The organism is Methanocorpusculum labreanum Z (assembly GCF_000015765.1).
GTDB classification, from domain to species: Archaea; Halobacteriota; Methanomicrobia; order Methanomicrobiales; family Methanocorpusculaceae; genus Methanocorpusculum; species Methanocorpusculum labreanum.
Map to the genome: position 1 here is coordinate 1136400 of NC_008942.1, position 25502 is coordinate 1161901.

Here is a 25502-nt window from a genome sequence, read left to right on the forward strand (position 1 = left end):
GCAGATTTTAGTAGGTGTACACGATCGAAACCGTTGCAGTCGTTTTGATCTCGCCTGATTCGATGGTGGTGCGGACTCCGCTTGCTTCAGCCTTTGCGTAGCTGACAACATCCATGTTCGTGTAGGAGACCGGGGTGTAGCTCTGACCTACATTGATGGTGCCTGTACCGGCGATCTTCAGACCGAGTGCTGAAGAGACTGAATCCGCATCGGCACGTGCCGACTTGACAGCCGAGAGGATCGCGGCGTTTCTTTCAATGATCAGTTTTTCGTCGGAAAGACCGAACTGAAGACTGTTCACACTGTTTGCTCCGGCAGAGACCGCGGCATCGATGTATGAACCGGCCTGATCGACATCATAGGAGATGATCTGCACGGTGTTAGTTACTTTGTAGACAGTAGTTCCATTTGCCCATTTACCTGGATTATAATCTCCAATGACATAGGAGTAGATGTTGTAACCGGTCGTCTGGATGTTGGAGTCTTTGATGCCGGCATTTTTGAGGGCGGCAACTACTTTTTCCATCAGTGCTGCATTTTCGCTCTGGGCGATTTTTGCATCAGGGTTTTCGGTCTCGACGCCGAAACTGATCGTTACTTTGTCGGGAGTTGTGGTCGAAACGCCGTATCCGGAAACCAGAATGACTTTGTCGGTCTGTGAATCTTCTGCTGCCGCTGGGATAGCAAAGATCGCAAACACCGCAAAGAGAAGCAGGATTGCAATTACATTCTTTTTCATATGTATCACTACAGTAATAGTCCCTGGATTGACATATACCTATCCAAAACTACGAAAATTATTGTAATTATTACGTGCCCATCTGCGCGCTTGGTGTTTTTCTGCATTGCAAGTCTATAAATAATATTCTATTGCACCAGTTTGCGTTGCCCCCAACAATACTTTAAATAGACGATGGGGATTACATATACCTATAGCAACCTGGAAGTGATAAAAAATGACAGAGAATACTAAAATTTCATTAATTGTACAGGAGGCAGACTACAATGACGTTGGACGCGGATATGCAAAAATAAATAATGACGTCATGGCAAAACTCGGCGTCGAGTCCGGTGATTTCATCAAGATCACCGGAAAACGCATGGGAGCCGCCAAAGTCATGCGTTCCTCCGTCTCTGGTTCGGGAGGGATCGCAATCGACGGTGATATCCGCAGATCTGCAGGTGCAGGTATCGGGGACACCGTTACCGTCGAGAAGGTCGTTCCAAAAACCGCTGCAAAGATCACGCTGCAGCCGATCTCTCAGAGCATCCGTCTCGACAGCCGGGCACTCGAGCAGACGATCCAGAGTAAATTCGCCGGCCGGCCGATCACGAAAGGTCAGATCATGACCTTCGGGTTCCAGACCAAGTCGGAGGATCCGTTCTTCTCCGGATGGGGAGGATTCTCCAACTACAACACCGAGTACGTCGACTTCGCCGTTTCGGATGTCTCCCCCGGTGATGTTGCGATCATCGGTTCAGAGACGACCGTCAACTACAAAGACAGTGTCTATAAAGGCGAGGACGCTCCTAAAGGAAAATCCGCAGGAAACATCCATTACGAGGATATCGGCGGTCTTGGCCGTGAACTTTCGCTCGTGCGGGAGATGATCGAGTACCCGCTCAGACATCCGGAAGTATTCGAAAAGCTCGGGATCGAACCGCCGAAGGGAGTTCTTCTCTACGGTCCGCCCGGAACGGGTAAAACCCTGATCGCCCGTGCGGTCGCAAATGAAGCTGGAGCCTACTTCGACACGATCTCGGGACCTGAGATCATCTCTAAATACTACGGAGACTCAGAGGAAAAGCTCCGTGAGATCTTCGAGAAAGCAGAAGAGAATGCCCCATCGATCATCTTCATCGATGAGATCGACTCGATCGCCCCGAAACGTGAAGAGTCGAAAGGCGAAGTGGAACGCCGTGTCGTTGCCCAGCTGCTTTCCCTGATGGATGGGCTAAAGAGCCGCGGGAAAGTTATCGTGATCGCCGCAACCAACCTCCCGGACTCCATCGACCCGGCACTTCGCCGCGGCGGACGGTTCGACCGTGAGATCGAGATCGGTGTCCCGGACAAAGACGGACGCCGCGAGATCCTGCAGATCCATGCAAGAAACGTCCCGCTGTCCGAGAATGTCAAACTGGAAAAGTATGCAAACACCACCCACGGATTTGTCGGAGCAGACCTTGCTTTGATGGTAAAAGAGGCGGCAATGCATGCCCTTCGCCGGGCATTCCCAGGCATGAATCCCGATGAGGAGATCAGCGCAGAAAAGCTTGAAAACCTCAAAGTCACCGCAGAGGACTTCGAATCAGCTCTGAAAATGGTTCAGCCGAGCGCCATGCGGGAGGTCCTCGTCGAAGTGCCCGACATCCACTGGGCAGACGTCGGCGGCCTTGACTCCGTCAAAGAAGAACTTCAGCAGGCGGTCGAGTGGCCGCTCAAATACAGAGAGGTCTACAAACAGTTCGCCACCAAATCCCCCAAGGGTTTCCTGATGTTCGGGCCACCCGGAACCGGAAAGACGCTCCTTGCCAAGGCCGTCGCAAATGAGTCGGAGTGTAACTTCATCTCCGTAAAAGGGCCGGAACTCATGTCGAAATGGGTCGGAGAGTCCGAGAAGGGCATTCGTGAGATCTTCCGGAAAGCCCGGCTTGCCTCGCCTTCGATCATCTTCTTCGATGAGATCGACTCGATCGTTCCACGCAGAGGAAGTTACGAAGGCTCCTCCCACGTGACCGAAAGCGTCGTCAGTCAGTTCCTGACCGAACTCGACGGACTCGAGGAGCTGAAAAATGTCGTCGTGATCGGCGCAACAAACCGCCCGGACATGATCGACCCGGCACTTCTGAGGCCAGGACGTCTCGAGCAGCACATCTTCGTTCCCCCGCCGGACCGCGAGGGAAGAAAACAGATCCTCGATGTCTACATCAAAGACATCAGCTCGATGCTCGCAGAAGATGTGAATCTGGACGAACTCGTCGACAAAACCGAAGGGTTCGTCGGTGCCGATATCGAGGCACTCGTCCGTGAAGCAAAGATGGTCGCGATCCGCGAGTTCGTGAAAGTCATGGCCGGCCACGACGCTGCCGAGATCACGCTTGCCGTATCAAGCGTCAAGGTCTTTGGAAGGCACTTCGATGCCGCGTTGAAGCGGGTCAGACCCTCCCTCGACAAAGAAGGAAGACGCAGCGCCGAAAGAGGCTCCTGGCAGTACAGATTCAATGAAGAGGAGAGAAAGACTCTCGAAAAGGGCATTTCCGTCGTGGAAACCGCCGAATACAAAGACGCGGGATCCACGCCGGAACTGCGGGAACTCGACGAACTGCTGATGGCTCATCAGAAAGACTTTAGCAGAATCAAAGAGATAATTAAGACAGCAGATGCGTGAAGAGAAACCACACTCTTCACCTCGGAGATGAAACAGAATGCCGGAAACACCAGATGATGCATACAGGGAATTAATGGATATTATCCATAAGATATTGATCAATCACGTTTCTGGAGAGAATGAGGGCAAACTCCCGCCGGTCGTCGGCGTGAAGTTCGTCCTCTCCGGCGGTAAGATCCATCTGACACCCGACGAGGTCCACAATAAGACGATCCCGATCGAGATGTTCGAGGACAAGGGAACTGTAATCATCCAGACCGAACTCCCCTCCGAATGTCAGGATGATTTCTTCATCGCCTATCAGGACGGAAAACTCCAGCTCAATGCCGGCACCAACCGTGAATACTCAGCAGTGATCCCGGTTGCCGGAATTGATCCGTCACAGACCCAGACACACCTGAAAAACGGTGTGCTGGAGATCATCTGTTACAAGAAGCTGGAACAAGCCGTCCAATAATAAAAGAAACTGGGAAACATGTGCGGCCGAAATACAACGGCCGCAGACTTTTTTTATAATATTTCGAATTACTGTGGAATATCTTCTGCTTTACTGAGCGCGGGCATCTTTCAGCAGTTCTTTGAGCGTCATAACGAACCGCTGGATCGCCGTGATGTGCCCGAAGAAGCCGTACACGACAAGCATCCATCCCAAAAACGGCAGGCCGAAAAGGATCGGAGCCGGATAGATGACCTCGGCCAGACCGAAAAGCATCAGAAGGACCAGACGGTCGGCACGACCGAGGACCCCGCCGTAGTTTCGCTTAAGACCGACCGCCTGGGCCTGGGTCCCCATGTAGGAGGAAAGCAGAACGCCGGTGATAGCAAAGAGGCCGATCACCCATGCCGGAACCGGAGCCTGCCAGGTCTGGACCCCGTAGACGATGATGCCGGTGATGATGAACACATCCGCATACCGGTCGAAGACGTGGTCCAGATAGTCACCGATAGGACTTGCCGCTCCGGTGTGTCGTGCCAGCGCTCCGTCTAAAACATCCAGAAACGAGTTCAGGACAACAAAAAGCACGCCAAAAAGCGGCAGGCCGAATCCGAAAAATATCCCGGCGATGAGTGCGCAGAAAAGCGAGACAACGGTCCACATATTCGGCGTTATCGGAAGCTTTGAAAATGCCTCTGCGATAGGCGTTAATATCCACTGGACTTTCGGACGAAGCGAATCAAGACTCATATGACATCTGCTATATATTCTGACCAGTCAAGCGATCCAAACGATGCGGGAGTCTCTCCTTTTGCAAAAGAGATGATACGCCGGACCACAGACTCTCTCTCTGTACTTGTAGTGTCTATCTCATAAATCTGTTCCGATGCAAAAGCATCCGCCGTTTCGATCAGGATCACATCCAAAGCTTCGGCCTCCAGATTTTCACGGATCTTTTCTTTTGAATAGCCCCGTGAAGCGAGACGTTCACGTAAAACATCGGGCCGGCATCTCAAAATGACGATCTTATCGCAGGGGAGATAATGGGCGAACCCTCCCTCGACAAACCCTTCGGTATAGGGAAACGCATCCGCCCAGGCATCCACGTCCACGATATCCGAACCCGATGCATCATCATGTTCCAGAACAAAAGGGCCGACGGTGGTTTTCAGATCGAGAACCGGATACCCCATATCCCGAAGGAGGTCTGCGACGGTCGTCTTCCCACATCCCGGGGTTCCGGTGATCCCGATCATCATAGTTTTTTCACCGCAGCGAGGAACCGCTCGTTCTCCCAGTCGGCACCTACGCTTACGCGAATGAACGTATCTCCAAGACCCGGGAAACTGGTACAGGAACGAACCAGCACGCCGTGTTTTGCCAGGGATTCGGCCGCAGCGTCGCCTTTCTGCGGGGCGACATTGATGAGTATGAAGTTCGACCCGCTTGGGTAAACCGGGAACGGGATCTCCTGCATGAAAACATCCCGCCATTTTTGAACATGGGCGATGAATGATTCGCGGTAGGCGGCATCTGAAACGGCCACGGAGGCCGCGGCTTCAGAAAGACGATTCATCGTGAACGGCGTGGCGGCAATATTATAGGGAGCCTCCAGCCATTCCGGGACGAATGCGTAGCCGATCCGAAGACCTGCAAGACCATACACTTTGGACATGGTCCGGCCGATGATCAGGTTGTCGCGGGAAAGAAGCGGCAGATAGTTGATGTCTGAAAACTCTACGTAGGCACAATCCAGGAATAAAACTCCCTCGATCCTATCGAGAATATATTCAATGTCCTCAACCGGGGTCACGGTCCCTGTTGGATTGTTCGGCGTGCAGAGGAACGAAAGACGTGCATCTTTGGCTTCGTTCAGGAATGTGTCGAGATCGACCGAGAAGTCGGCGCTTCGCGAGACATTGACCACACGGGCAGATGCGGCCTTTGCTGCAAGGCCGTACATAGAGAAGGTCGGCGTGGAGATGACAACTTTGTCACCCGGCTCGACGATCGTTCGAATCACGGTCTCGATAACGCCGTCCATACCGAGTCCAGACGTAACGACGGGGCAATCGCAGATGTATGTACGGAGCGCGGCGTGAAATGCGGCGGCTTTTGGATCCGGATACCGGTTTACGCCTGAAAGCTCAGCTTCTGCTGCCCGAAGGACCTTGTCCGAAGGAGGGTAGGGGTTTTCGTTGCTGCCGAGCATGGCAACTTCGGTGAACCCGTATTCCTTTGCGATATCGGCCGGGGATTTTGCAAAGACGTAGCCTGATTTGACGAACTCAGATCTGACCCGCGGCTTCATTGATCACTCCGACTGCATAGTTGATTTCGTCGGCCGAGATTGTCAGAGGCGGGACGATCCTGATGTTGCCGTCACCGGCAACATTGATGAGAACGCCCTTTTCCATACAGAGTTCGGCAAGTTTGGGAGCGGCTTCTCCGAGCGTGAACCCAACCATCAGACCCCGTACCCGCGGGTTGAATGCGGCCAGACCTTTTCTGAAAAGTTCGCCTTTTGCTGCAATTCCCGGGAGGAGCTGTTCGATGATGCCAAACGTGACATTTCCCGCGGCGCAGGCGATCGGACCGCCGGCAAAGGTGCTGCCGTGTTCGCCTTTCGTGAACTCGAGTCCTTCCCGGGCGATGATCGCACCCATCGGGACACCGGAAGCGATTCCTTTTGCAATGCTGATGATATCGGGCTGCACCTTCGAGTGCTGGAATGCGAACCATTTGCCGGTCCGTCCCATACCGGACTGGACTTCATCGCAGATCATAAGAGCTCTGGCGTCGTCGCAGATATCCCTGATTCCAGGCAGGAAGTCCTCGGGCGGGATGATGATGCCGGTCTCTCCCTGAATGGGTTCGAAGACAACAGCGGCGGTATCTTTATTGACGGCAGCTTTGAGTCCCTCAAGGTCGCCGTAGTCGGGGAAATCACAGTGAATGCCGAGCGGCTCGAAGGGTTCCCTGATCTGGGGTTTGTGGGTGACGGCTAGAGACCCGATGGTCCTGCCGTGGAAATCATGATTGAATGAAACAAAGTTCTTGCGTCCTGAGCGGACTTTGGCGAGTTTGAGAGCCGCATCTATTGCTTCGGCCCCGCTATTTCCGAAGAAGACCTTTCCCATGCCGCTTGCTTTGCTCAGTTTTTCTGCGAGTTCGGCCTGACCCGGTATGTAGTAAAGATTGGAACAGTGAATAAGTTCGTGTGCCTGGCGGCATATTGCGTCCACTACCTGCGGGTGGCAGTGTCCCGTACTGCAGACCGCGATACCTGCGACTAAGTCGAGGTATTTCTTCCCATTATCGTCCCAAACATTACATCCCTCGCCTTTGACGATCTCCATCGACCGTCCAAAGCAGGGCATGTAGTATTTTGCATCAAGTTCTTTGTAGGTGGACATGATTTTTTCTCCCTGGATATTTAGATAAGTATTTGTCGTTCTGTGTATTGAAACTGCATGTCGGCCTGGAAAAAATACGGCAAATTCGAGGGTTTTTCTATGGATTAGCGCTTCGGGGGTAATCCAGGTATACTTCGAAGTTCGTTTTTGCTCTCGCTTGGCTCATTGTGTCCATAACAAGAGGGTAGACCAACGTACGTCATACTATTGTGTTTATGCTGTATTCTTCGATAGTTACATTGGTAACATACTCTTTTTTCAATGACTGTAATCGTTGATAATGTTCTGTTTTACTATGTAATGTCTGAGCTTTATTGCTTACCCAAATTTCCATTAAAAACAAGATGTCTTCTGAATCTACGGGTTTATAGCATTCATATTTGTAATTGCCCGGCTCTGCCCTTGAAGCTGTAATAATATCATTTTCAACAACTTTTTCAAGAAACTCATCCCTTTTGCCTGGAATAACTGCATATTTGACATTTACAAGAATTCGGTCATTAATTTTACTTAAAGCCTGCTCAAAACTTTTTGCTTTAACAACTGCAAAATACTTTCCGAACTCTTTTGTCCACATATCCATTTCGTCTTGAATATCCTCCGTCTCTGGCATGATGAATGCAACGTATTCACAATCAGTTTTTGATATATTGGGAAGCAACTCAGAAACCCCCCATTCTACATCTTCTTTGTCATCCTCAAATCCATTCCTTGCATCAACAACAAAATTACTATGCGGAAATTGCTTCAATAAATCTAATGCAAATAAGGTAGGCTTTCTGTAATCATTCAAACGTGCAGATTTTTTCCATGTTAGAAACACCACCTTTTCATTTTTCATATATCTTACATTACAAAATTCCGAATCAAACTCCAATTTGCTGCTCATACATACTCCTCCATCATTAGTAATTACATACACGTTCGCATGTTTTATTTATCATTTTGATCATAACGGGAATTAAATCGCACGAAAAATTTATTTTTCATCGAATGTGTTCGCCTAACTTCAAAGCTTCTGCCAGCGCCTGATTTCCCTTGATGTCGCCTTTATTTTTTAAGCCTTTTGCAACAACCCTTCCCGCATCCTGGAGATTGAAATAATCTAAAATTAATTGATACTGCAATTCTATCGAATCAAATACTGCCGGAAGTGTTTCCCCTGCAACTAATAATAATCCTAATTTTTTAACGTTAAACGTTTTTCTTAAAGGCGAATGTAAGCGGTCAACGATTGCCTTTAATTGTGCGCTGATTCCGTAAAAATAGACCGGAGATGCAATAATGATGATGTCTGCTTCTCTCAATATTTCATAAATTTTCGGCATATCATCATCCTGAAAACATGTATTCCCCTCTCTCGAAAAACAAGCATTACAACCAATGCATGGATGTACCGTATAATCGGCAACGGAAATAATTTCCACGTTATTATTTTTCTTTGCCCCATCAACAAAGGCCTTCGCTAATATTTCTGTATTCCCGTTTTTTCTAACGCTTCCAACAATTACTGCAATATTGCTCATGTTTTCCTCTTTAATATGTTGTTTTAGTTTATCTGCTCATTTTTTATATTCACAATATTCTGTATTTTTTCTTTGAGCCGAATCGTTTTGACTAATTTTTTCCCGGCTTCTTCCAGCTCGCTTAATTGATCCGTATCCAGCAGCAGATCGGTTTTGTTATACACATTATAGATTTTAAGCTCATCCACGACTCTGTATCCGAGAGCCTGCAGGGATTTGGTCATTGTGACGGTAGTATACCCCATATCCTCCGGATCTTTCTGCTCGCAAACGGCAACGACCGTTGCATATTTAATTCCCGTTGCTTCGTGTATGCCCATCCATACCGACCGGTCGTCTTCATCAAAAACCTCATAGCAGTAGAGCCGGTCGATCATATTTTTTATGATCCCGGTTACGTTGTAAAAATAGGTTGGAGACCCGATGATAATACCATCAGCCTCCTGTATTTTAGCATATATTTTCTGCATATCGTCGCGGATAACACACTCGAATGTCGTTTTACACGCTTCGCACCCGACACAATCCGCTATTTCGTAATCTTTCAGATAGACGGCTTCAACGTCTGCACCCAGATTCATCGCCCCCTCAAGAACGGTTCTTACAGCCGTATCGGTATTCCCGCCTTTCCGATAGCTTCCGATGAATCCGATTATTTTCATACGTTACACCATCTAATCATCTTCCCGGATTTTAATCCCGGGATGGATATCTGCAAAGATTAGTCTCTGCAGCATCAGGTAATTTATTCGTACTCGATCGTTGCCGGAGGCTTGCTTGTAATGTCGTATAAGACCCGGTTCACGTGCCTGACTTCGTTGATGATCCGGCTTGAAACCTTTTCAAGCACCGCAAACGGGATCTGGGCCCAGTCGGCAGTCATGAAATCGGTCGTTGTTACGGCCCGCAAAACGACGGCGTAGTCATATGTCCTCTCATCGCCCATCACACCGACGCTGCGCATATTCGTTAAGGCCGCAAAATACTGATTGATGTCCCGATCGATTCCGGCTTTGGCGATCTCCTCGCGGTAGATCGCATCGGCGTCGCGGACGATCTCGAGTTTTTCTTTTGTGATGTCGCCGATCACCCGGATAGCAAGACCCGGGCCCGGGAACGGCTGACGCCAGACAAGCTTCTCAGGGATGCCGAGTTCGAGACCGGCCCGGCGGACCTCATCCTTGAAAAGGATACGAAGCGGCTCGATGATCTCCTTGAAATCCACATTGTCCGGCAGACCGCCGACATTGTGGTGGCTTTTGATCACGGCAGCCGCGCCCGGTCCTGACTCTATCACATCGGGATAGATCGTTCCCTGCACAAGGAAATCGACCGTGCCGATCTTTTTTGCCTCTGCTTCGAAGACGCGGATGAACTCCTCGCCGATGATCTTGCGTTTCTTTTCAGGGTCGGAAACGCCGGCGAGTTTTCCGAGGAACTGGTCCTCGACATTGACGCGGATCAGATTGATATCGAACTGATTTCTGAAGATCTCTTCGACCTCGTTACCCTCGTTCTTTCTGAGAAGACCGTGATCGACAAAGATGCAGGTCAGTTGTTTGCCGACCGCTTTGTTGATCAAAACAGCGGCAACGGATGAGTCGACGCCGCCGGAGAGGGCACAGAGGACTTTTTTGTCGCCGATCTTCTCGCGAAGCTGCAGGACCTGATCCTCGACAAAAGAGGACATATGCCAGGTTCCTTTGCACCCGCAGACATCGTAAAGGAAGTTTTTGATCATCGTCATGCCCTCAGGGGTGTGCATGACCTCGGGGTGGAACTGGACCGCGTAGATCTTCTTTGCGGGGTTTGCCATGGCGGCGACCGGGCACACACTCGTGTGGGCGACCTTGACGAATCCGGCAGGGACCTCGCTGATGTAATCCGTGTGGCTCATCCAGCAGGTCGTCTCTCTTGGGACATTTTTGAAGATAGGGGACTCTTCCGTTGAAATGGAAGTTTTGCCGTACTCGCGGGTCGTCGCAGAAGCGACGTTTCCTCCAAGGAGATATGCCGTGAGCTGTGCGCCGTAGCAGATCCCGAGAATCGGGATTCCTAGCTCGAAGATACCGGCATCAACGGTCGGAGCGTTCTTCGCATACACGCTCGCCGGTCCGCCGGTGAAAATAATTCCCGCATAGTTTCCTTCTTTTATTTCCGAAAGGGGGATCGTGCAGGGCTTTACTTCGCAGAAAACATGTGCTTCTCTGACGCGGCGGGAGATCAGCTGGTTGTACTGGCCGCCGAAATCAAGGACTAATATCGATTCCATGTTACTCCTTTCTCTTCATCTCACGGCAGGCTTTTACAAAACCGATGAACGGGGCCGACGGACGGGCCGGACGTGATCTGAACTCCGGGTGGAACTGGGTCGCAACAAAATATGGGTGGTCGGCCAGTTCGAGCGCCTCCATACGTCTGCCGTTTTTGCCGACGAACTTCATGCCCTTTGCTTCGATCTCGTCGATGTAGGTTGGGTTGACCTCGTATCTGTGCCGGTGGCGTTCCACGATCTCTGTCGCACCGTAAAGCTCTGCGAGGCGGGAAGCCGGATCGAGAGTGACCGGGTAGTCGCCAAGACGCATCGTCCCGCCAAGATCTTCAACGCCTTCCTGTTCGGGAAGAAGCGCGATCGCGTGGGTTCCCGCCCCCATCTCTTCGCTCGTCGCATCCCAGTAGCCGACGACATTTCTCATGAACTCGATAACGCAGAGCTGGAATCCAAGACAAAGACCGAGAAGAGGTTTTTTGTGTTCGCGGGCATACTGGATCGCCGAGATCATTCCTTCGATACCGCGGTTGCCGAATCCGCCCGGGATCAGGATCCCGTCAAGATCGGCGAGGTCTTCAGGAGTGTAGAGTTCAGCATCCAGCCAGTGGATGACGACTTCGGTGGAGAGGTGGCGGCCTGCGTGCTTGAGGGCCTCTTTTATGGAAATATACACATCCTCAACACCGTATTTGGTGATGATTCCAACAGTGATGCGGCTCGTGTAATCGCGTGCAACCAGAGAATACCAGCCGTTGTCCGTTTTTCCGGACTCGAGATGGAGCTGCTTTAACAGGACATCGGCCATTCCCTCTTTCTCGAGTTCCATTGGAACGAGATAGGTATCCGGTGCCGTCTGAGCGCTGATGACCGCGTGGACGTCAACATCGCAGAAGGAGGAGATCTTTCGTTTGGTGGAAAGGGAGACCGGTAAATTGCTTCTCCCGACAATGATGTCGGCTTCGAGACCGAGTTCGCGAAGGGCTTTTATTGAGTGCTGGGTCGGTTTCGTTTTCAGATCGCCCATCGTATCGGCAGGCAGAAGGGTGACGTGGACGAGGGCAAAGTCTCCGTTTCCATACTCCCAGTGCATCTGACGGACAGCTTCCAAAAACGGCATACTTTCGATATCGCCCACGGTCCCGCCGACCTCGACGATACATATTTCGGCATGATTGCCGTCTTTGTCGACCCATGACTCGGCGGCGTGTTTGATCCGGTCTTTGATTTCGTCGGTGATATGGGGGATGATCTGAACGGTGGCACCCAGATAATCGCCGTGGCGCTCCTTCGAGATGACCGATGAGTAGATCTTTCCCGTGGTCAGATTGTGATCGCTGGTGAGTTCGATGTCAAGAAACCGCTCATAGTTTCCAAGGTCAAGATCGGCTTCACCGCCGTCTTTCAACACAAAGACCTCACCGTGCTGGGCCGGGTTCATCAGCCCCGCATCGATATTCAGATACGGATCGATCTTTACGCTCGTGACATGATATCCTCTGTTGATGAGAATGCGGCCTATGGAAGCGGCAGTGATGCCTTTTCCTAGTCCGCTCATTACTCCTCCGGTTACTACTACATATTTCATTTTTTGCCCTTCCTTTTCCGAAATCAAATAATGTCTATCTATTGACTTTAAAGGCTATTAAGAATGCGGAATCGAGAGGAGAAAGAGACGGTGCAGGAGATTGTGGAGAAGAGAGATACTCGCGAAAAAAGATTATTGAAGAAGTTTGAGCGCCTCTTCGGCGCTCTTTCCTTCAACGGTGACCGCATAGATCGCATTGCAGAACTTTACCGCCTCGTCCAGTGACTTCTGATGGATGTTTCTGCCCGTAGCGTTGCCCGATGCCCCGCCGACATTTATCTGTTCGTAGAGTTCGCGAATGAACTTTTCCTCAGTTGTGGCCGAGCCGCCGGCACAAACCAGTTTGGTGCGTCCTGCCGCAAGGACCGCCTCGCGGAGGAGTTCGGGAGAGGATTTACCGTCTTTTTTGGGTGCATTGACCTTGACGAAATCGCTGCCGAGGCATGCGGCCACACCAGCTGCCCCTGCGATAAGATGCGGATCCTTCTCGTCCCCGACCGCCTTTCCTCTCGGATAGATCCAGAGAACGGTTACAAGACCGTAGAAGTGAGCCTCGTTGATGAGCTGGGCTGCCTCTGCGAGCATGTCGGCCTCCTTTTCGCTGCCGAGATATATCGTATACCCGATACCCGCGATCTTGATGCCATGCTCCTGAGCGATCTCGACAACCTGTTCGACGCTCCAGAGCTGCGGGGAGACCGGATCCTTTTGAGACACGTTCACCAGATGCGACTTGGAGTTCATCTTCACCAGATAGGGGACTTCCGGATAATCCATCGCGTATCTGACAACAAGACCGAGCTGAGCTGCCAGAACGCCGATGTTTGCCTTGGAGGCAATGCGGAAGAGGTGTTCGGGATCGGCGTCATCTTCGGGGATGCCGGCGCCGTAGAAATCATCGTTCAGATGTTCTATTTTCTGATCTCCGGCAAAGAGCATCAGGCGACCCGATCCGGCAGTAATTAGATCGTAATTGGCAATATATGCTTCCCGCATGGCTTTGGGAACGTCGAGGGGGACCTTTATATCGGACATGATTGTATTACTCTCTGTAGTTCGACAGAGATTAACTTTATCTTTACCTGAATTTACAAAACAGGGATATTCCGAAGATTGTTTTCGTCAATCAACATCTTTGTTTCGATTAATGACGAAGCTACAGGGTCGCTCAGCCGGTCGCCCCAAGAAAGACTGGCCGGCTGGATTCCGATGATAGAGATTTCGCGCGATGACTCGGCCAGGAAATCGACCAGATGATACAAAGGAAGCATATGGGTTCCAATTGCGGTGTCGCGGATCTTTTCCGGCGGAATGATCCTGACTGAACCCGCAGGAAGGCCCATATCTGCAGCGTCGGCGATGAGAAGAAGATCAGGGTTCAACTTTCGCACAAGACCGGTGAAATTCTCAGGGGCGGTCCCGCAGTTGAACGACGTGACATCATGTGAATCCAAAAACATTTCCGCAAGACGGGGGCCGGCGCCGTCGTCGGAGTGAAGAGAATTGCCGACGCCGAGAAGAACTACTTTCATACCAACCTTCGTAACAACATACCAGTTTTAGATGCCAAAAACAGATGCATCGACCGGGACTCGAACCCGAGTTTAGGCGTTGGCAACGCCTAGTGATAACCACTACACTATCGATGCTTGCACTAATTACAAGGACGTATAAACATTAAAAGGATTACGATTCGTTGTCACGGAGAGGGAGGATTAATCCTCGTCTCCAGGCCAGTATTCACGGTCTTCGGCATCGTAGGCCTGACCGGGGTGTTTGAGATGCCACTCGGTTCTGCGCATGATACCATGTAACGTGCTTGCTTCGCGGACCGTAAGTCTCGTTCTTCCAAGCACTCTTCTTGCCAGAAGGACCGTCGTCTCGCGTTTTTCGATCGGATGCTGGATGCCTTCGAGGAACCGTTCGATGTGGGCATACAAAGCATTCATCTCAGTCTTGTTTGCGAGAAGATACTCGCCGCGCTGAAGATGAGCGAGTTCATAGCAGACGATACCGATCGCATGAGAGATGTTCATGATAGGATATTCATCGCTGGTCGGAATCGTGCAGACGATATCACACTTGGCGATTTCTTCATTGTTCAGTCCCCAGTTTTCCCTACCGAACAGGATCGAGATCCTGCCGTCGATCCCCTCGATCATCTCGCGAAGCTCGGCGACCGAATAATACGGCATCCTCATCGGATTTGAGACGGATTTGGAAAGGCCGCCGGTCGTCGCGATACAGAGATCGCTTCGTGCAAAGACCTCTTCAAGGGAAATTCGTTCGGCATTCTCCAGAACATCCTTCGCGTGGGATGAGCGGGCTGTACATTCCATCGTGAGTTTAGGCGGGTTGACGAGGACCATGTTGTGAAAACCGAAGTTCTTCATTACCCGGGCGGCAAAGCCGATGTTCCCTTCGTACAGAGGTTCCACTAGCACGATGTCGATCTGGGGCATTATTTGACCGCCTTCACCGTCTCTTTCAAAACAGCAGGGCCGGCCTCGTAGACCGCGTTTCCGACAACGATCGTGTCGGCATACTGACCCATTTCTGCAGCTTTTGCGCCGGAGTTGATCCCTCCGCCGTAAAAGACGCGGGTCGTTGAAAGGGCTTCGGAAACGGCACGAGTGACCGCCGGATCGCCGTACATCCCGCTGTACTCGATGTACAACACAGGCATCGAGTAGTATTTCTCAGCAACGATACCATAGGCCGCCACCTCTGCCGGGGTGAGGTCGCATTTGGCACGGGTGAGTTTGCCCACGGACGAGTTCGGGTTCAAAACCACATACGCTTCCTGGACGACTTTGTCCCACAGGATATCCGCATGCTGTGCCCACTCTTTGTGCAGTCCGGTGATGAATGCCGGATGACCCGCATTGAACACGCTTGGAACGAACACATAGTCGATCCCTTCGAATCTCGCACAGGAGGGATCCGCCGGTTCGACGGTGAGCGGGAGACCCGCATCCCGAACATTGTCATACAGCTCGGCGAGGTTTTCAGGAGTAACGTCGAGAGTCCCGGAAAGCATGAGAGCGTCCGTTTCGCTTGCCGCGATCTCTGCGATCTCTTCTTTGGTTATGACCTTGTCGGGGTCAAGCTTCGTGATGTGGCGCCAGGTTTGCCAGTTCATTTTTCTAACACCTTTTGTGCATACTTTTGCAGATTAACAATCTGTTTTTCATCGATACCGGTAACTTTTGCAAGTGTCTTCGCATCGGCCTTTACCAGCAGATCAGGACTGTAAACGCCCGCAAGTGCCAGCGGGGTCAGAAGTTCGGGCTCGGCTTTTTTTCTAAGGGGAGCAATACCCTCCTCGAAAGCAGCTTTGCTGATCTTCTCCGGACACGGCCGGCAGAGCTTTTCTGCAACCAGTTTCTGGTGATTGCAGATCGTTGTGACCGACACGCCGGTCGCAAGCGACAGACCCGCTGGATGGACCGAGATGAACTTTTCCGGGTCATCGAATCCCGCATTGACGTACTTCTTCAGCGTGATCGCCGGAACGCCGTACTCCTTCATGCGGGAGATATTGACCATGCTCTTCGCCTCGGCCACGAGCGATGCGGCCTCCGCCTCGCTGAGTTTTGTTTCGAGAAGATCTTTGGGATCCGCCCGGGACAGAGCTTCCACATCGACGACCCCAAGCGAGATCAGGGCAGCACTAACTTTGGAGTGGCCGCGGCCCCTCTTGGGAGCGACATGAGACGATACGAACTTTTTCAGTTCGGTCCGTTTCTTTAAGAGAGCCAGAACGGATCCGGCTTCCCGGATAAGCTTCTCCGCCTCGGACTTGGAAAGGCCCAGACTCTTCGAAAGTTCCTCGGGACCTCGGGAGATCAGTTCGGATAACGTATAGATGTGAACGGCATTCAGCTTCTGCACGCCTTCCGCCGTCATGCCGGGCATCAGCAGGAAGGATTCGGTATTGGATTTTATGTGAGAACAGAGCGGGCAGCCGATCTTCCAGGCGGGAGCTCCTTTTCGAAGCAGCTGGACATGGTTCAGCCCGTGAATCCCGCACACCTCATCCATCTTGATGGCATTCCCCCAGGTCGCCGGCGGCAGACCCGTATTGAAAGTACAGTCGGGATACCCGGAGCAGCCGATAAACTGGGAGCTGCCGACCCGTTTTATCCGAAGGGGCTTGCCGCAGACGGGACAGGGGCCGATGGTCTGCTCTTCGCGGGTCCGCTCCATCAGATCTCTGCCGATCGCGGCCTCGTTCTTCTCCAGATCGTCGAAGATGCCGGTAAGCATTTTTCTCGATTCGGAAAGGACCGCGTTGATCGTCTTGGTCCCGGCGGCAATGTCTCCCATGTGCTCTTCAAGCGTCTTGGTCATCGTCGGCTCCGTGATCGTGCCGGCGAACTCTTCGAGCGACTCGGTCACTGCCCGGCCGACGATCGTCGGCTTCATCGGGTTGCCTTCGATGTACTTTCTGCCGGAAAGTTTGCTGATGACCTCATGGCGGGTACTTTTCGTCCCAAGCCCCAGCTCCTCCATCCTCTGAATAAGCCGGCTCTGGGAGTAACGTGCGGGCGGCTGCGTCTCCTTTTCATCGGACGTTTTTGCAAGAAGCGGGAGGGTCTCTCCCAGTGTGAACGCCGGAAGGAGATTCTCCTCCGCTTTGCTGTATGGATAGATACCGCGCCAGCCGGCCTCGAGGATCCTGCCGCCCGTGATCGTGTAGGGTTCACTGCCTGCAAGCAGATTCACCTTCATCGTCTCCCACTCCGCATCGATACATATCGTCGCAAAGAATCTCCGCACGATGAACTCGTAGAGTTTCCAGGACACGTCGTCCCCGATCTCCTCGCGGTTTGCAAGCGAGGTAGGATAGATCGGCGGGTGGTCGGTCGTCTCTTTTTTGCCGCGTGTTGGAACGGAACGCAGATGATCCTTCACGTATCCGGCCTCTTTCGAGAATGCGCCGTGGGCAAAGATTGCCAGCTGCTCGGAGATTTTCAGACTCTTCGGATAAGCGGTGTTGTCGGTTCTCGGATACGAAATGAATCCGCGCATATAGAGATCTTCGGCACGATTCATCGCATACGATGCAGAAATGCCAAGCCTGCTCGCGCCGACGATCAAAGCAGTCGTGTCCAGAGGAGTCGGCGCACGGTCGACCTTATGGCCGGTGATGACGTCCGTTACCCGAAGGGGTTCGACGGTCGCGTCGTATGCGGCCTTTGCTTCGGCGGAGTCAGTGAATCTTCCGTGTACATGGCGTGCCTCGACGCCGATCCCGGATTTCTCCGTTGCCAGCGAAAGCATCCAGTATTTGGTTGGAACGAACGCTTCGATTTCGCGTTCGCGGTCAACGATCATAGCAAGGGTCGGACTCTGCACGCGTCCGACGGAAAGAATGCTGTCTGCTCCGCGGTGGGCGGTTATCGAAAGAAAACGGGTAAGCGAAGCTCCCCACACGAGATCGATGATCTGACGGGATTCGCCCGCGGAGGCGAGATTGAAGTCGAGAGACGTCGCTTCCTTGATGGATTTGACGATCTCGTCTTTCGTGATCGCGGAGAATCTGGCACGGTCGATCGGGACCTTGGGATTGGCCGCACGGATGAGTTCGAACGCCTCCTTGCCGATCAGTTCTCCTTCGGTATCATAATCGGTTGCGATCGTCACGCGGGTCGCTTTCTTCCCAAACTTCTGCATAAGGCCGACGATCTTTTTTTCCGTCGGCTTCTTGACGATGTCCGCATTGATCAGAGATCTTGGAGGATGTTCGACGCTTCGCCAGTTGTTGTAGCCTTCCACGAAGTCGACCTCGACCACGTGACCGCGAAGACCCATGACCACGGTGTCGTCGAAGACGTAATGCGCCGCGGCACCGTCCCGTGTGACCTGGACCTTCGCTTTGCCTGCAAGAAATGCTGCGATTCGCTCGGCAACAATATTCTTTTCGGCGATGATGAGATGCATACTTACTCTCCGAGGATTTCAGCAATCATCGCGTGGATTTCACGGGGATCGGACTTCCCTTTGGTTTCCTTCATAACCTGACCGACGATAAAGTTCAACGCGCCTTTCTTACCTGCTTTATGATCGGCTATCGCCTGCGGGTTTGCGGCGAGGATCTTTTCAACGATGCCGCGGAAGCTTTCTCCCGCTTCGCGGATGAGCCCTAGGCGTGCAACGATTCCAGCCGGGGATTCGGCCGAACCGTCCGCATTCAGGGAATCGAGCCAGACACGCAGGACATCGACGCCGGCTTTGTCGGTGATCGTCTTGTCCCGGACAAGGATGACGAGCTCTTTGAACTGATCCGCATGGGAGGTTACCTTCGACAGCGGCATGTCGCGGTAGTTGAGTTCGCCGATCAGAATGTCGGCGACCCAGGATGCCGTGATCTGGGCTCCGACCGGTGCAACGAGTTCGTAGAACTCCGCAAGATGCAGGTCACCCGTAAGGGTTCTCGCATGGTTTACGGCGATGCCGTACTGTGACATGAACCGGTCGCGGCGTGCATCCGGCAGCTCCGGGAGCGCGATCTTTTCCACCCAGTCGGAAACCCTGATCACAGGCAGATCCGGTTCGGGGAAGTACCGGTAATCATTCGCGACCTCTTTCGAACGTGCAGAGGTGGTCGTGCCTTTTCCTTCCTGGAAGTGACGGGTCTCGCGGGAGATCGTGCCGCCTCTTCTGATCAGATTTTTCTGTCTCGTGATCTCGAAGGTCAGCGCTTTCTCCACGCCTTTGTAGGAGGAGATGTTCTTGATCTCGACACGCTCGTGTCCTTTGATCGAGATGTTCGCATCGACACGGATGCTTCCTTCCTTTTCCGGATCGAAGACGTCGAGATACTCGAGCGTCGCCCGCAGTTTGTTTAAGAGACGGCGTGCCTCTTTGGGAGAGGAGAGTTCCGGCTCGGTGACCATTTCGATTAAGGGGATACCTGATCTGTTATAGTCAACGAGGGTGTAGTGCCCGCGTTCCTTGTTCCCCATGTGAACAAGACGACCTGGATCTTCTTCGACGTGGATCCGCGTTAAGTTGACGACTTTGGGGTTGCCTGCGTCGTCCTCGATCTCGATGTAGCCGCCGAGAGCCAGCGGGTTGTCGCCCATCGTGATCTGATATGCCTTGACCAGATCGGGGTAGAAGTAGTTCTTTCTGCAGAACTCGCCTTCTTCCGGAATCCGGCAGTTAAGCGCCTTTCCAACCTTCAGCGCATACTCGATCGCCTTTTTGTTCAGGACGGGCATCGCGCCCGGGAGGCCGAGACAGACCGGACAGACATGCGTGTTCGGGGCATCGGCGCGGAAATCGGCCGAACATCCGCAGAAAAGCTTGGACGCGGTATCCAGCTGACAGTGAACTTCCAGACCGATGATGACGGTGAAATCCTCATCCGCCATTTAAACCGCCTCCTCATAGGCAAGAGCGGCATTCAGGATCGTCTCCTCGCCGAACATTCTTCCCATCAGCTGGAGACCGACCGGCATTTTGTGGGCGATGCCGCAGGGGACCGAGATCGCAGGGATCCCGGCGATATTTACGGGGACTGTCAGGATATCCGCCTGATACATCTGCAGAGGATCGGCGGTCAGTTCGCCGATCTTGGGCGCAATGTTGGGCATGGTCGGGCCGGCGAGCATATCGCAGGTCTCTAAAGCCGCTGCGAAATCCTTTGCGATGAGCTGCTTTGCGTGCTGGGCCTTGACGTAGTATTTTCCGTAGTATCCGGCGGAAAGAGCGAAGGTCCCAAGAAGGATCCGGCGCCGGACTTCAGCACCGAAACCTGCCTCGCGGACTTTGGTGTAGGCATCGTGCCAGGGAAGGTTCATCTCCGGCTCCGGACCGAACCTGACCCCGTCGAACCTGCCGAGATTCGAACTCGCTTCGCAGGTGCAGGTCACATAGTAGGCGGGAAGTGCATACTTCATCGAGGGAAGCGATACATCCACGATATTCGCACCAAGCTCCTCGAGCTTGCCGATCGCTTTACGGACCTCGGCCGCAACGCCGGCGTCGACGCCTTCGCCGAAGTACTCCTTTGGAATGCCGATCGTTTTTCCGCTGATCTCGGGAACGACGTTTCCGTCATAGGGTTTGTTCACGGACGTGGAATCCTTTATGTCGTGACCCGCGATCACGGAGAACAGTTTTGCCGCGTCGCGGACATTGGTCGTCATCGGGCCGATCTGCTCAAAAGAGTTGGCATAGGCGATCAGACCGAATCTGCTGACTCTGCCGTACGAAGGTTTCAGACCGACAACACCGCACCATGCGGCCGGACAGCGGACCGAGCCCCCCGTGTCGCTTCCAAGAGCCATTGAGACGAGACCGCCGGCAACCGCCGCGGCAGAACCACCGGAACTTCCGCCGGTAACTCTGGTCACGTCATGCGGATTCAAAGCGGCGCCAAAAGCGCTGTTTTCCGTGGTCGATCCCATACCAAACTCATCCATATTGGTCTTTCCGGCAATAACTGCCCCCTGCGCCTTCAGGCGGGTGATGACGTGGGCATCATAGGGAGGGATGTATCCTTTGAGTATTTTGGAGGCGCAGGTCGTCTCGATGTCTTTTGTAGAGATATTGTCTTTTATGGAGACGCGGATGCCGGAAAGAATGCCCGAACCGTTTCCTTTCACTTCGGTCGTATTGATATATGCATTATAGATATCGGTCATCTCAGATCACCTTGGGGGCACGTACATATCCGTCTTCGGGGTTGTGAGAGTTTCGAAGTGCATCCTCTTGGGAAATGGAGGGCTTTACCTCATCTTCACGGAAGACGTTCACAAGGGAACGCATCAGAGGTTCCGATGCCTCTAACGTATCGAGAATGTCGAAATATTCAAGGATTGCGTTGAACTGTTCGGTAAACTTACCCAGTTCTGCGGATGAAATGCCGATATCCGCTAGCTCGGCGATATGGAGTACTTCGTTTTCTTTGACCATGATGAAATGTCCTTTTTCGAATTGGTACATTTGTGGTGAGTGCTTATGGGGTTATAAGGATTGTCACTCAGGCATGAAAAACAGGGGGAACAACGCAGATTATTCACACCAAAGCTTCCAGGCAAAACCAAAAGCGCATGGCTCATATTATAGTGCGGTTTGGAAGACAGCGAAAAAAACGGATATCCAGGGGACGATTATATCGCGCAGGACGTTGACGGATATTGTGATTGCGATGATACCGGCATGCAGCAGGAAGAGAGGTCCCCGAAAAAAGACCAGAACATAAAAGAAATAAAAAAAATATTTTGAGGGGGCAGAGAGCGCACTTAGATGGAGCGGAAGAACACGGTGTTGTTCATTCTCTTCGCACCGAAGAACTTGCGGCAGAACTCTGCGGCAACCGAGGGGGCATACTCTTTGCAGCTGAAGATATCGATATAGGCTGCGTTGGTGTCGTTGGCGAAGTGTGCCGAGAGGAGAGAGGTCTCAATGAGCTGGGTCATCGAATACCCGGCGACTCTCTCGTTTGGTCCGAAGTGAATGATCTGCGGTTCGCCGAAGCGTTTCATGTCGATCAGGTCCGCCAGTTCGAGAACGAACTGGTGGATCTTCTCTGCGTCACGGATTGTTGCCGGGTCGCACTCTTTCAGGTCGATAGAGGTGCAAAGACCCCAGCAATCGTCTTTCTTAAACTCTGCAATGACCTCTGCATCGGTCAGGTGGTTTGCTGTCATCTGTTTCATAGATAAAGTCCTTCCAGCGTGGCGTGCCTGCCTCCCTGTCGGGCTGCATACCGCCTCAGACTCCGTCGCCTGGGGCTTCATCTATGAGGTTTAGCACCGGTTATATTGGGTTTTGGAACACGGCTTATTTACTCTTTACAGCACACGTTGGATAATAATAGGTTAGCAGGTCAGCATTTAAACTTTTCCCAGAAAAAAGTCCGCGCATAATTGCCCGATTCGCCATCTGCTGACGTATTTTTCTCATTTTGGCTATCTAAGACCCATTTTCGCATGAAATTGAAATTTGCCCAATAATAGGGCACAAAATCGAAATCGGCACGATTAAACGCGAATAAAAAAATCACGTCATTTCAGCCGGTGCGCCCTGGAAAAATGCGCGGAGAACGCCCTGAAAATAGAGAAGGGGAGGACAACCCGAAAATGGTCAGCTGATCTTTCCAAGGATCTGCAGAATCGTGCGGTGAACGGAAGGCGCCTTGCTCTCGTCGATTGTATCCCGGAGATTTTCAAGGATCGAAACAAGAGGCAGCTTCACCTCGTCCGCATACCTGTTCACATGCGAGAAGGCAGAAAGCATTCCGGTCGTCACATACTCGTTCACGGGTGCAAGACGCAGGATGGAGCTTTCCAGAAACTCTCTTCCTGCCGCCGTCTCGATAGAGATCTTTCTGTTCTGGGAAAACCGCAGATACAGGGCACGGCTCACACCGGCCTGCTCAGGGTCGAAGGCGGAGGAGGCCTCGATGGTTTTCAGATACAAAACAGTGTCAGGGGAACTCGTTGTCGACACGGCTGCTGTGAAGTTTTCGAATGCGATCGGATTATCCTTGGCGCGGGCAAGTTCGGCCTCCAGCATCGTGATCCTGTCTTGGGCACTGCTCGAAAGATACAACGAAAGTGCCGCCATCCGGTCCGTCGCACACACCGCTTTTTCGTATCGTTCCTTCAGCATCGCATGGATATCAGGCGTATCCAGTGTTGCAAGCAGAGATAAAATGAGATTTTTCACGCTTCGGGTCTTGAAAATCCTGGCAAGCTTCGCAGGAGAGTTCGTCTTCGCAGGTGATGAGGAGTAGGCCGAAAGAAGGACATGCAGCCGATCCCGATGCGAAGAGGCGACCGCCGACATGAACCGCCGTTTTGCTTCGTAGAGTTTTGTATAGGAGTACATGTATTCGGGATCGCTCACCGACTCAAAGAGAGTAAGAGGAAGTGCGCCCACGCGTTCCATCACGGCCGCGTTGGAGAGCAAACCAATGTACTCGTCCACCAGACGCGGCGAAACCTCGGCGGCCTCATCGCGGCAGAGTTTCACCATCTCACGCTCGAACAGCGTGCAGTGGGTCAAAAACGTGACAACGATGTCCGTGTCGTACTTAAGCTGGAGATAGAGTTCGTCGTCGGAGGCAGTGGTTTCCATACGCAGATAGGCGGCATGATTCAGGTTCCAGACGGCAAATGAAAAAGCTCCCGTGCACGGGACCTGAAACGTGAGCCTTTCAGAGTCGATCTTCTTGATGAACTCGGCAACGATCTCGCCTTTGTCGTTGATCAAGCGTCCAGTGAATGGAAAAATCCAGGGATTTTTGCCGGAAGGGATCTTCTGCGAGACGAATATCTCGGCGACATCGTTTTCGGCGTCATACTTCGCAGATGCGGAGACGATAGGGTAGCCGGTCTGTTTGAGCCACCTGTCCGCCATGAAGGAAAAGTCGGTCCGGCCGACATCCTCCATCGCATGAAGCCAGTCGCGGGGAGAGGCGTTTTTCCCGGCGAACCGTTTGTGATACAGATCGAGCGCCCAGGCAAAGGCCCGCTTTCCAAGCATCGTCTCGATCATCCGGGTAAACTCCGGAGCTTTGACATAGGTCACGGAGCTGATGAGATCGTTAGGGTCGTTGAAGCCTGACGGTTCAATCGGCATCGCGACAACGCCGGTGTCGAGAGAAAAGGTGCCTGTCCCTGGGGTGTACATCTGCAGGATGTTCTGAAGCCGGACATACTCGGTTCCAAAGAGGAAAGCAAGATACTCGTCTTCGATCATTACCGTCACGGCCTCGTTGAGCCAGATGGAAAACGGCGTGTCGCCGGTGACGCTCGATCCGTTCAGATTATGATAGAACTCGTGCTGCTTGACGCCGATCAGATACTCATACGATGCATCCGTTATCTCCATATCCGGCATGATCCGGCTTGCGATGATCGTAGTATTGCCGGTGTTTTCCATGCCGCCGAAATCGGAGTTCTGCATGGCGATCTCCCGGTAGACTTCATACGGGTACTGATACCCGCAGACGAGACGCTTCATGAGAGCGCTGATTTGCCGCTGGACCGGATCGATCGCCTCTTCCAGTTCCGCAGGCTCTGCTTCGCGGGCTAAAGCATCCCGGACTTTGCAGAGCCGGTAGATCTCGTTTCTCAGATCGATGGACTCGTAGCGTTCCGGGCCGGTGTAGAGATAGGTCCATAAAATACAGTCGGCCATGATGCCGAGAGCATTTTTGGCGGATGACGGGTCCGAGTCCTTTGGGGCGAGGAGTCCGAGCCGCACAGTTTTGCCGTCCGGGTAGATGAAGTCTCGGGAAAACGTGTCCCATGTTCCGACCCCGAGGAAAAACAGGTAGGGCGGCATGGGTTCGTTATTCTGGTAGGTGATAGTGTCGCGTGTTTCGTCGTACCGCATCCGTTCGCGGATCACATTGCCGTTTGAAATGAGATTCGTGTACCGGGAATCGGCGATGATCGTCGTGGTCCAGGTGCATTTGGCCCGCATGTCGTCCAGGCAGGGGGCCATCCGCTGGAATCCCCACTGCTGGCACTGGGTTATCATGGTCCGGGGCAGACCCGGCGGGGTGACGTCGAAGTAGATTCCTTCAAGGATGTGAGAAGTGGGATGGCAGATAGTGTAGGTGACGAGTTTGAATTCAGCTCCTCTGGACAAGGGACGCTGGAGAGTTACGGTGATGAGGTCGTTTTCATAGATGTAATGGACCGGCCGGGTATTCTGCCGGATGCTTTGTATTTCCAGATCCCTGGCGTTCAGGACGATTTCGCTGAGCTTGTCGGTACGGACGAGGAAGGTGGTTTCGGCGGAGACTCCGACGCGTTCTTCGGTTATATCGAATGTGGCGGTGATGTGTTTGACCTGTACGAGCGGTTCGGGAAACTCGGCCGGGTGGTATCGGTAGGTATCTGCCATAA

At 52.5% G+C, this 25502-nt stretch carries 22 protein-coding genes and 1 tRNA gene; 2 read left to right on the forward strand and 21 right to left on the reverse strand.

Annotated features, from left to right (window positions below):
• Positions 1 to 7 precede the first annotated feature (7 nt).
• Positions 8 to 739 carry an SIMPL domain-containing protein gene (locus MLAB_RS05930; RefSeq protein WP_011833495.1) on the reverse strand — a complete coding sequence of 244 codons (732 nt, stop codon included), beginning with the start codon at positions 737 to 739 and terminating at the stop codon, positions 8 to 10.
• A gap of 217 nt (positions 740 to 956) precedes the next feature.
• Here MLAB_RS05930 and MLAB_RS05935 point away from each other — a divergent pair, with 217 nt between their 5' ends.
• Together MLAB_RS05935 and MLAB_RS05940 are read left to right on the forward strand one after the other, a co-directional pair.
• Positions 957 to 3389, forward strand: coding sequence for a CDC48 family AAA ATPase (locus tag MLAB_RS05935; protein WP_011833496.1), 2433 nt, complete (start codon positions 957 to 959; stop codon positions 3387 to 3389).
• Between the two features lie 37 nt (positions 3390 to 3426).
• Positions 3427 to 3846: a hypothetical protein gene (locus MLAB_RS05940; protein ID WP_143702786.1), complete on the forward strand. Its 420-nt coding sequence runs from the start codon at positions 3427 to 3429 to the stop codon at positions 3844 to 3846.
• 90 nt (positions 3847 to 3936) lie between these two features.
• Here MLAB_RS05940 and MLAB_RS05945 read toward each other — a convergent pair whose 3' ends face one another.
• The 20 genes from MLAB_RS05945 to MLAB_RS06040 form a co-directional block, all read right to left on the reverse strand.
• A complete protein-coding gene (locus tag MLAB_RS05945; RefSeq protein ID WP_011833498.1) occupies positions 3937 to 4575 on the reverse strand; it encodes a CDP-alcohol phosphatidyltransferase family protein in 639 nt (212 codons plus the stop codon).
• Positions 4572 to 5084: an adenylate kinase family protein gene (locus tag MLAB_RS05950; RefSeq protein WP_011833499.1), complete on the reverse strand. Its 513-nt coding sequence runs from the start codon at positions 5082 to 5084 to the stop codon at positions 4572 to 4574. The genes MLAB_RS05945 and MLAB_RS05950 overlap by 4 nt, the downstream gene beginning before the upstream one ends.
• A complete protein-coding gene (gene hisC / locus MLAB_RS05955; RefSeq protein ID WP_011833500.1) occupies positions 5081 to 6136 on the reverse strand; it encodes a histidinol-phosphate transaminase in 1056 nt (351 codons plus the stop codon). Before hisC ends, MLAB_RS05950 begins: the two co-directional genes overlap by 4 nt.
• Positions 6114 to 7241 carry an aspartate aminotransferase family protein gene (locus tag MLAB_RS05960; RefSeq protein WP_011833501.1) on the reverse strand — a complete coding sequence of 376 codons (1128 nt, stop codon included), beginning with the start codon at positions 7239 to 7241 and terminating at the stop codon, positions 6114 to 6116. Before MLAB_RS05960 ends, hisC begins: the two co-directional genes overlap by 23 nt.
• Positions 7242 to 7440: 199 nt before the next feature.
• Positions 7441 to 8130, reverse strand: coding sequence for a putative quinol monooxygenase (locus MLAB_RS09615; protein ID WP_083755060.1), 690 nt, complete (start codon positions 8128 to 8130; stop codon positions 7441 to 7443).
• 97 nt (positions 8131 to 8227) lie between these two features.
• Complete coding sequence (locus MLAB_RS05970; protein WP_011833503.1) at positions 8228 to 8767, reverse strand: flavodoxin family protein; 540 nt, start codon at positions 8765 to 8767, stop codon at positions 8228 to 8230.
• 23 nt (positions 8768 to 8790) lie between these two features.
• A complete protein-coding gene (locus MLAB_RS05975) occupies positions 8791 to 9429 on the reverse strand; it encodes a flavodoxin family protein (protein WP_011833504.1) in 639 nt (212 codons plus the stop codon).
• Positions 9430 to 9512: 83 nt separating this feature from the next.
• A complete protein-coding gene (gene guaA, locus MLAB_RS05980) occupies positions 9513 to 11039 on the reverse strand; it encodes a glutamine-hydrolyzing GMP synthase (RefSeq protein ID WP_011833505.1) in 1527 nt (508 codons plus the stop codon).
• Position 11040: 1 nt separating this feature from the next.
• Positions 11041 to 12624 (reverse strand): glutamine hydrolyzing CTP synthase, encoded by a 1584-nt coding sequence (pyrG, locus tag MLAB_RS05985; RefSeq protein ID WP_011833506.1) that lies wholly within the window; start codon positions 12622 to 12624, stop codon positions 11041 to 11043.
• Positions 12625 to 12756: 132 nt separating this feature from the next.
• Complete coding sequence (locus MLAB_RS05990; RefSeq protein WP_011833507.1) at positions 12757 to 13659, reverse strand: aldolase; 903 nt, start codon at positions 13657 to 13659, stop codon at positions 12757 to 12759.
• Positions 13660 to 13712: 53 nt separating this feature from the next.
• A complete protein-coding gene (locus MLAB_RS05995) occupies positions 13713 to 14156 on the reverse strand; it encodes a hydrogenase 3 maturation endopeptidase HyCI (RefSeq protein WP_011833508.1) in 444 nt (147 codons plus the stop codon).
• A 45-nt stretch (positions 14157 to 14201) separates the two neighbouring features.
• Positions 14202 to 14273, reverse strand: a tRNA-Gly gene (locus MLAB_RS06000).
• Positions 14274 to 14339: 66 nt separating this feature from the next.
• Entirely contained in the window at positions 14340 to 15086 is a 747-nt protein-coding gene (locus MLAB_RS06005) for an RNA methyltransferase (RefSeq protein WP_011833509.1), read from the reverse strand.
• Positions 15086 to 15766 (reverse strand): phosphoglycerol geranylgeranyltransferase, encoded by a 681-nt coding sequence (locus tag MLAB_RS06010; RefSeq protein WP_011833510.1) that lies wholly within the window; start codon positions 15764 to 15766, stop codon positions 15086 to 15088. The genes MLAB_RS06005 and MLAB_RS06010 overlap by 1 nt, the downstream gene beginning before the upstream one ends.
• Positions 15763 to 18570, reverse strand: coding sequence for a DNA topoisomerase I (locus MLAB_RS06015; protein WP_011833511.1), 2808 nt, complete (start codon positions 18568 to 18570; stop codon positions 15763 to 15765). The genes MLAB_RS06010 and MLAB_RS06015 overlap by 4 nt, the downstream gene beginning before the upstream one ends.
• 2 nt (positions 18571 to 18572) lie before the next feature.
• Positions 18573 to 20006 carry an Asp-tRNA(Asn)/Glu-tRNA(Gln) amidotransferase subunit GatB gene (gatB, locus tag MLAB_RS06020; protein WP_011833512.1) on the reverse strand — a complete coding sequence of 478 codons (1434 nt, stop codon included), beginning with the start codon at positions 20004 to 20006 and terminating at the stop codon, positions 18573 to 18575.
• The gene (gatA, locus tag MLAB_RS06025) at positions 20007 to 21281 is read right to left on the reverse strand and encodes an Asp-tRNA(Asn)/Glu-tRNA(Gln) amidotransferase subunit GatA (RefSeq protein ID WP_011833513.1); all 1275 of its coding nucleotides are present in this window, start codon (positions 21279 to 21281) and stop codon (positions 20007 to 20009) included.
• 1 nt (position 21282) lies between these two features.
• Positions 21283 to 21582 carry an Asp-tRNA(Asn)/Glu-tRNA(Gln) amidotransferase subunit GatC gene (gene gatC / locus MLAB_RS06030; RefSeq protein WP_011833514.1) on the reverse strand — a complete coding sequence of 100 codons (300 nt, stop codon included), beginning with the start codon at positions 21580 to 21582 and terminating at the stop codon, positions 21283 to 21285.
• Between the two features lie 299 nt (positions 21583 to 21881).
• Complete coding sequence (locus MLAB_RS06035; RefSeq protein ID WP_011833515.1) at positions 21882 to 22298, reverse strand: S-adenosylmethionine decarboxylase family protein; 417 nt, start codon at positions 22296 to 22298, stop codon at positions 21882 to 21884.
• Positions 22299 to 22725: 427 nt separating this feature from the next.
• Positions 22726 to 25500 carry a M1 family metallopeptidase gene (locus MLAB_RS06040; protein WP_011833516.1) on the reverse strand — a complete coding sequence of 925 codons (2775 nt, stop codon included), beginning with the start codon at positions 25498 to 25500 and terminating at the stop codon, positions 22726 to 22728.
• Between the last annotated feature and the right edge of the window lie 2 nt (positions 25501 to 25502).

Excerpts from the sequence above, each read along its gene's own strand:
- MLAB_RS05975 (WP_011833504.1), bottom strand. The coding sequence starts at position 9,429 with ATGAAAATAATCGGATTCATCGGAAGCTATCGGAAAGGCGGGAATACC.
- gatA (WP_011833513.1), bottom strand. The coding sequence starts at position 21,281 with ATGACCGATATCTATAATGCATATATCAATACGACCGAAGTGAAAGGA.
- MLAB_RS06035 (WP_011833515.1), bottom strand. The coding sequence starts at position 22,298 with ATGAAACAGATGACAGCAAACCACCTGACCGATGCAGAGGTCATTGCA.
- gatC (WP_011833514.1), bottom strand. The coding sequence starts at position 21,582 with ATGTACCAATTCGAAAAAGGACATTTCATCATGGTCAAAGAAAACGAA.
- MLAB_RS05940 (WP_143702786.1), top strand. The coding sequence starts at position 3,427 with ATGCCGGAAACACCAGATGATGCATACAGGGAATTAATGGATATTATC.
- gatB (WP_011833512.1), bottom strand. The coding sequence starts at position 20,006 with ATGGCGGATGAGGATTTCACCGTCATCATCGGTCTGGAAGTTCACTGT.
- MLAB_RS05945 (WP_011833498.1), bottom strand. The coding sequence starts at position 4,575 with ATGAGTCTTGATTCGCTTCGTCCGAAAGTCCAGTGGATATTAACGCCT.
- MLAB_RS06005 (WP_011833509.1), bottom strand. The coding sequence starts at position 15,086 with ATGCCCCAGATCGACATCGTGCTAGTGGAACCTCTGTACGAAGGGAAC.
- MLAB_RS05930 (WP_011833495.1), bottom strand. The coding sequence starts at position 739 with ATGAAAAAGAATGTAATTGCAATCCTGCTTCTCTTTGCGGTGTTTGCG.
- hisC (WP_011833500.1), bottom strand. The coding sequence starts at position 6,136 with ATGAAGCCGCGGGTCAGATCTGAGTTCGTCAAATCAGGCTACGTCTTT.
- MLAB_RS09615 (WP_083755060.1), bottom strand. The coding sequence starts at position 8,130 with ATGAGCAGCAAATTGGAGTTTGATTCGGAATTTTGTAATGTAAGATAT.
- MLAB_RS06015 (WP_011833511.1), bottom strand. The coding sequence starts at position 18,570 with ATGCATCTCATCATCGCCGAAAAGAATATTGTTGCCGAGCGAATCGCA.
- guaA (WP_011833505.1), bottom strand. The coding sequence starts at position 11,039 with ATGGAATCGATATTAGTCCTTGATTTCGGCGGCCAGTACAACCAGCTG.
- MLAB_RS06040 (WP_011833516.1), bottom strand. The coding sequence starts at position 25,500 with ATGGCAGATACCTACCGATACCACCCGGCCGAGTTTCCCGAACCGCTC.
- MLAB_RS05960 (WP_011833501.1), bottom strand. The coding sequence starts at position 7,241 with ATGTCCACCTACAAAGAACTTGATGCAAAATACTACATGCCCTGCTTT.
- MLAB_RS05935 (WP_011833496.1), top strand. The coding sequence starts at position 957 with ATGACAGAGAATACTAAAATTTCATTAATTGTACAGGAGGCAGACTAC.
- MLAB_RS05995 (WP_011833508.1), bottom strand. The coding sequence starts at position 14,156 with ATGAAAGTAGTTCTTCTCGGCGTCGGCAATTCTCTTCACTCCGACGAC.
- pyrG (WP_011833506.1), bottom strand. The coding sequence starts at position 12,624 with ATGAAATATGTAGTAGTAACCGGAGGAGTAATGAGCGGACTAGGAAAA.
- MLAB_RS05990 (WP_011833507.1), bottom strand. The coding sequence starts at position 13,659 with ATGTCCGATATAAAGGTCCCCCTCGACGTTCCCAAAGCCATGCGGGAA.
- MLAB_RS05950 (WP_011833499.1), bottom strand. The coding sequence starts at position 5,084 with ATGATGATCGGGATCACCGGAACCCCGGGATGTGGGAAGACGACCGTC.
- MLAB_RS05970 (WP_011833503.1), bottom strand. The coding sequence starts at position 8,767 with ATGAGCAATATTGCAGTAATTGTTGGAAGCGTTAGAAAAAACGGGAAT.
- MLAB_RS06010 (WP_011833510.1), bottom strand. The coding sequence starts at position 15,766 with ATGAACTGGCAAACCTGGCGCCACATCACGAAGCTTGACCCCGACAAG.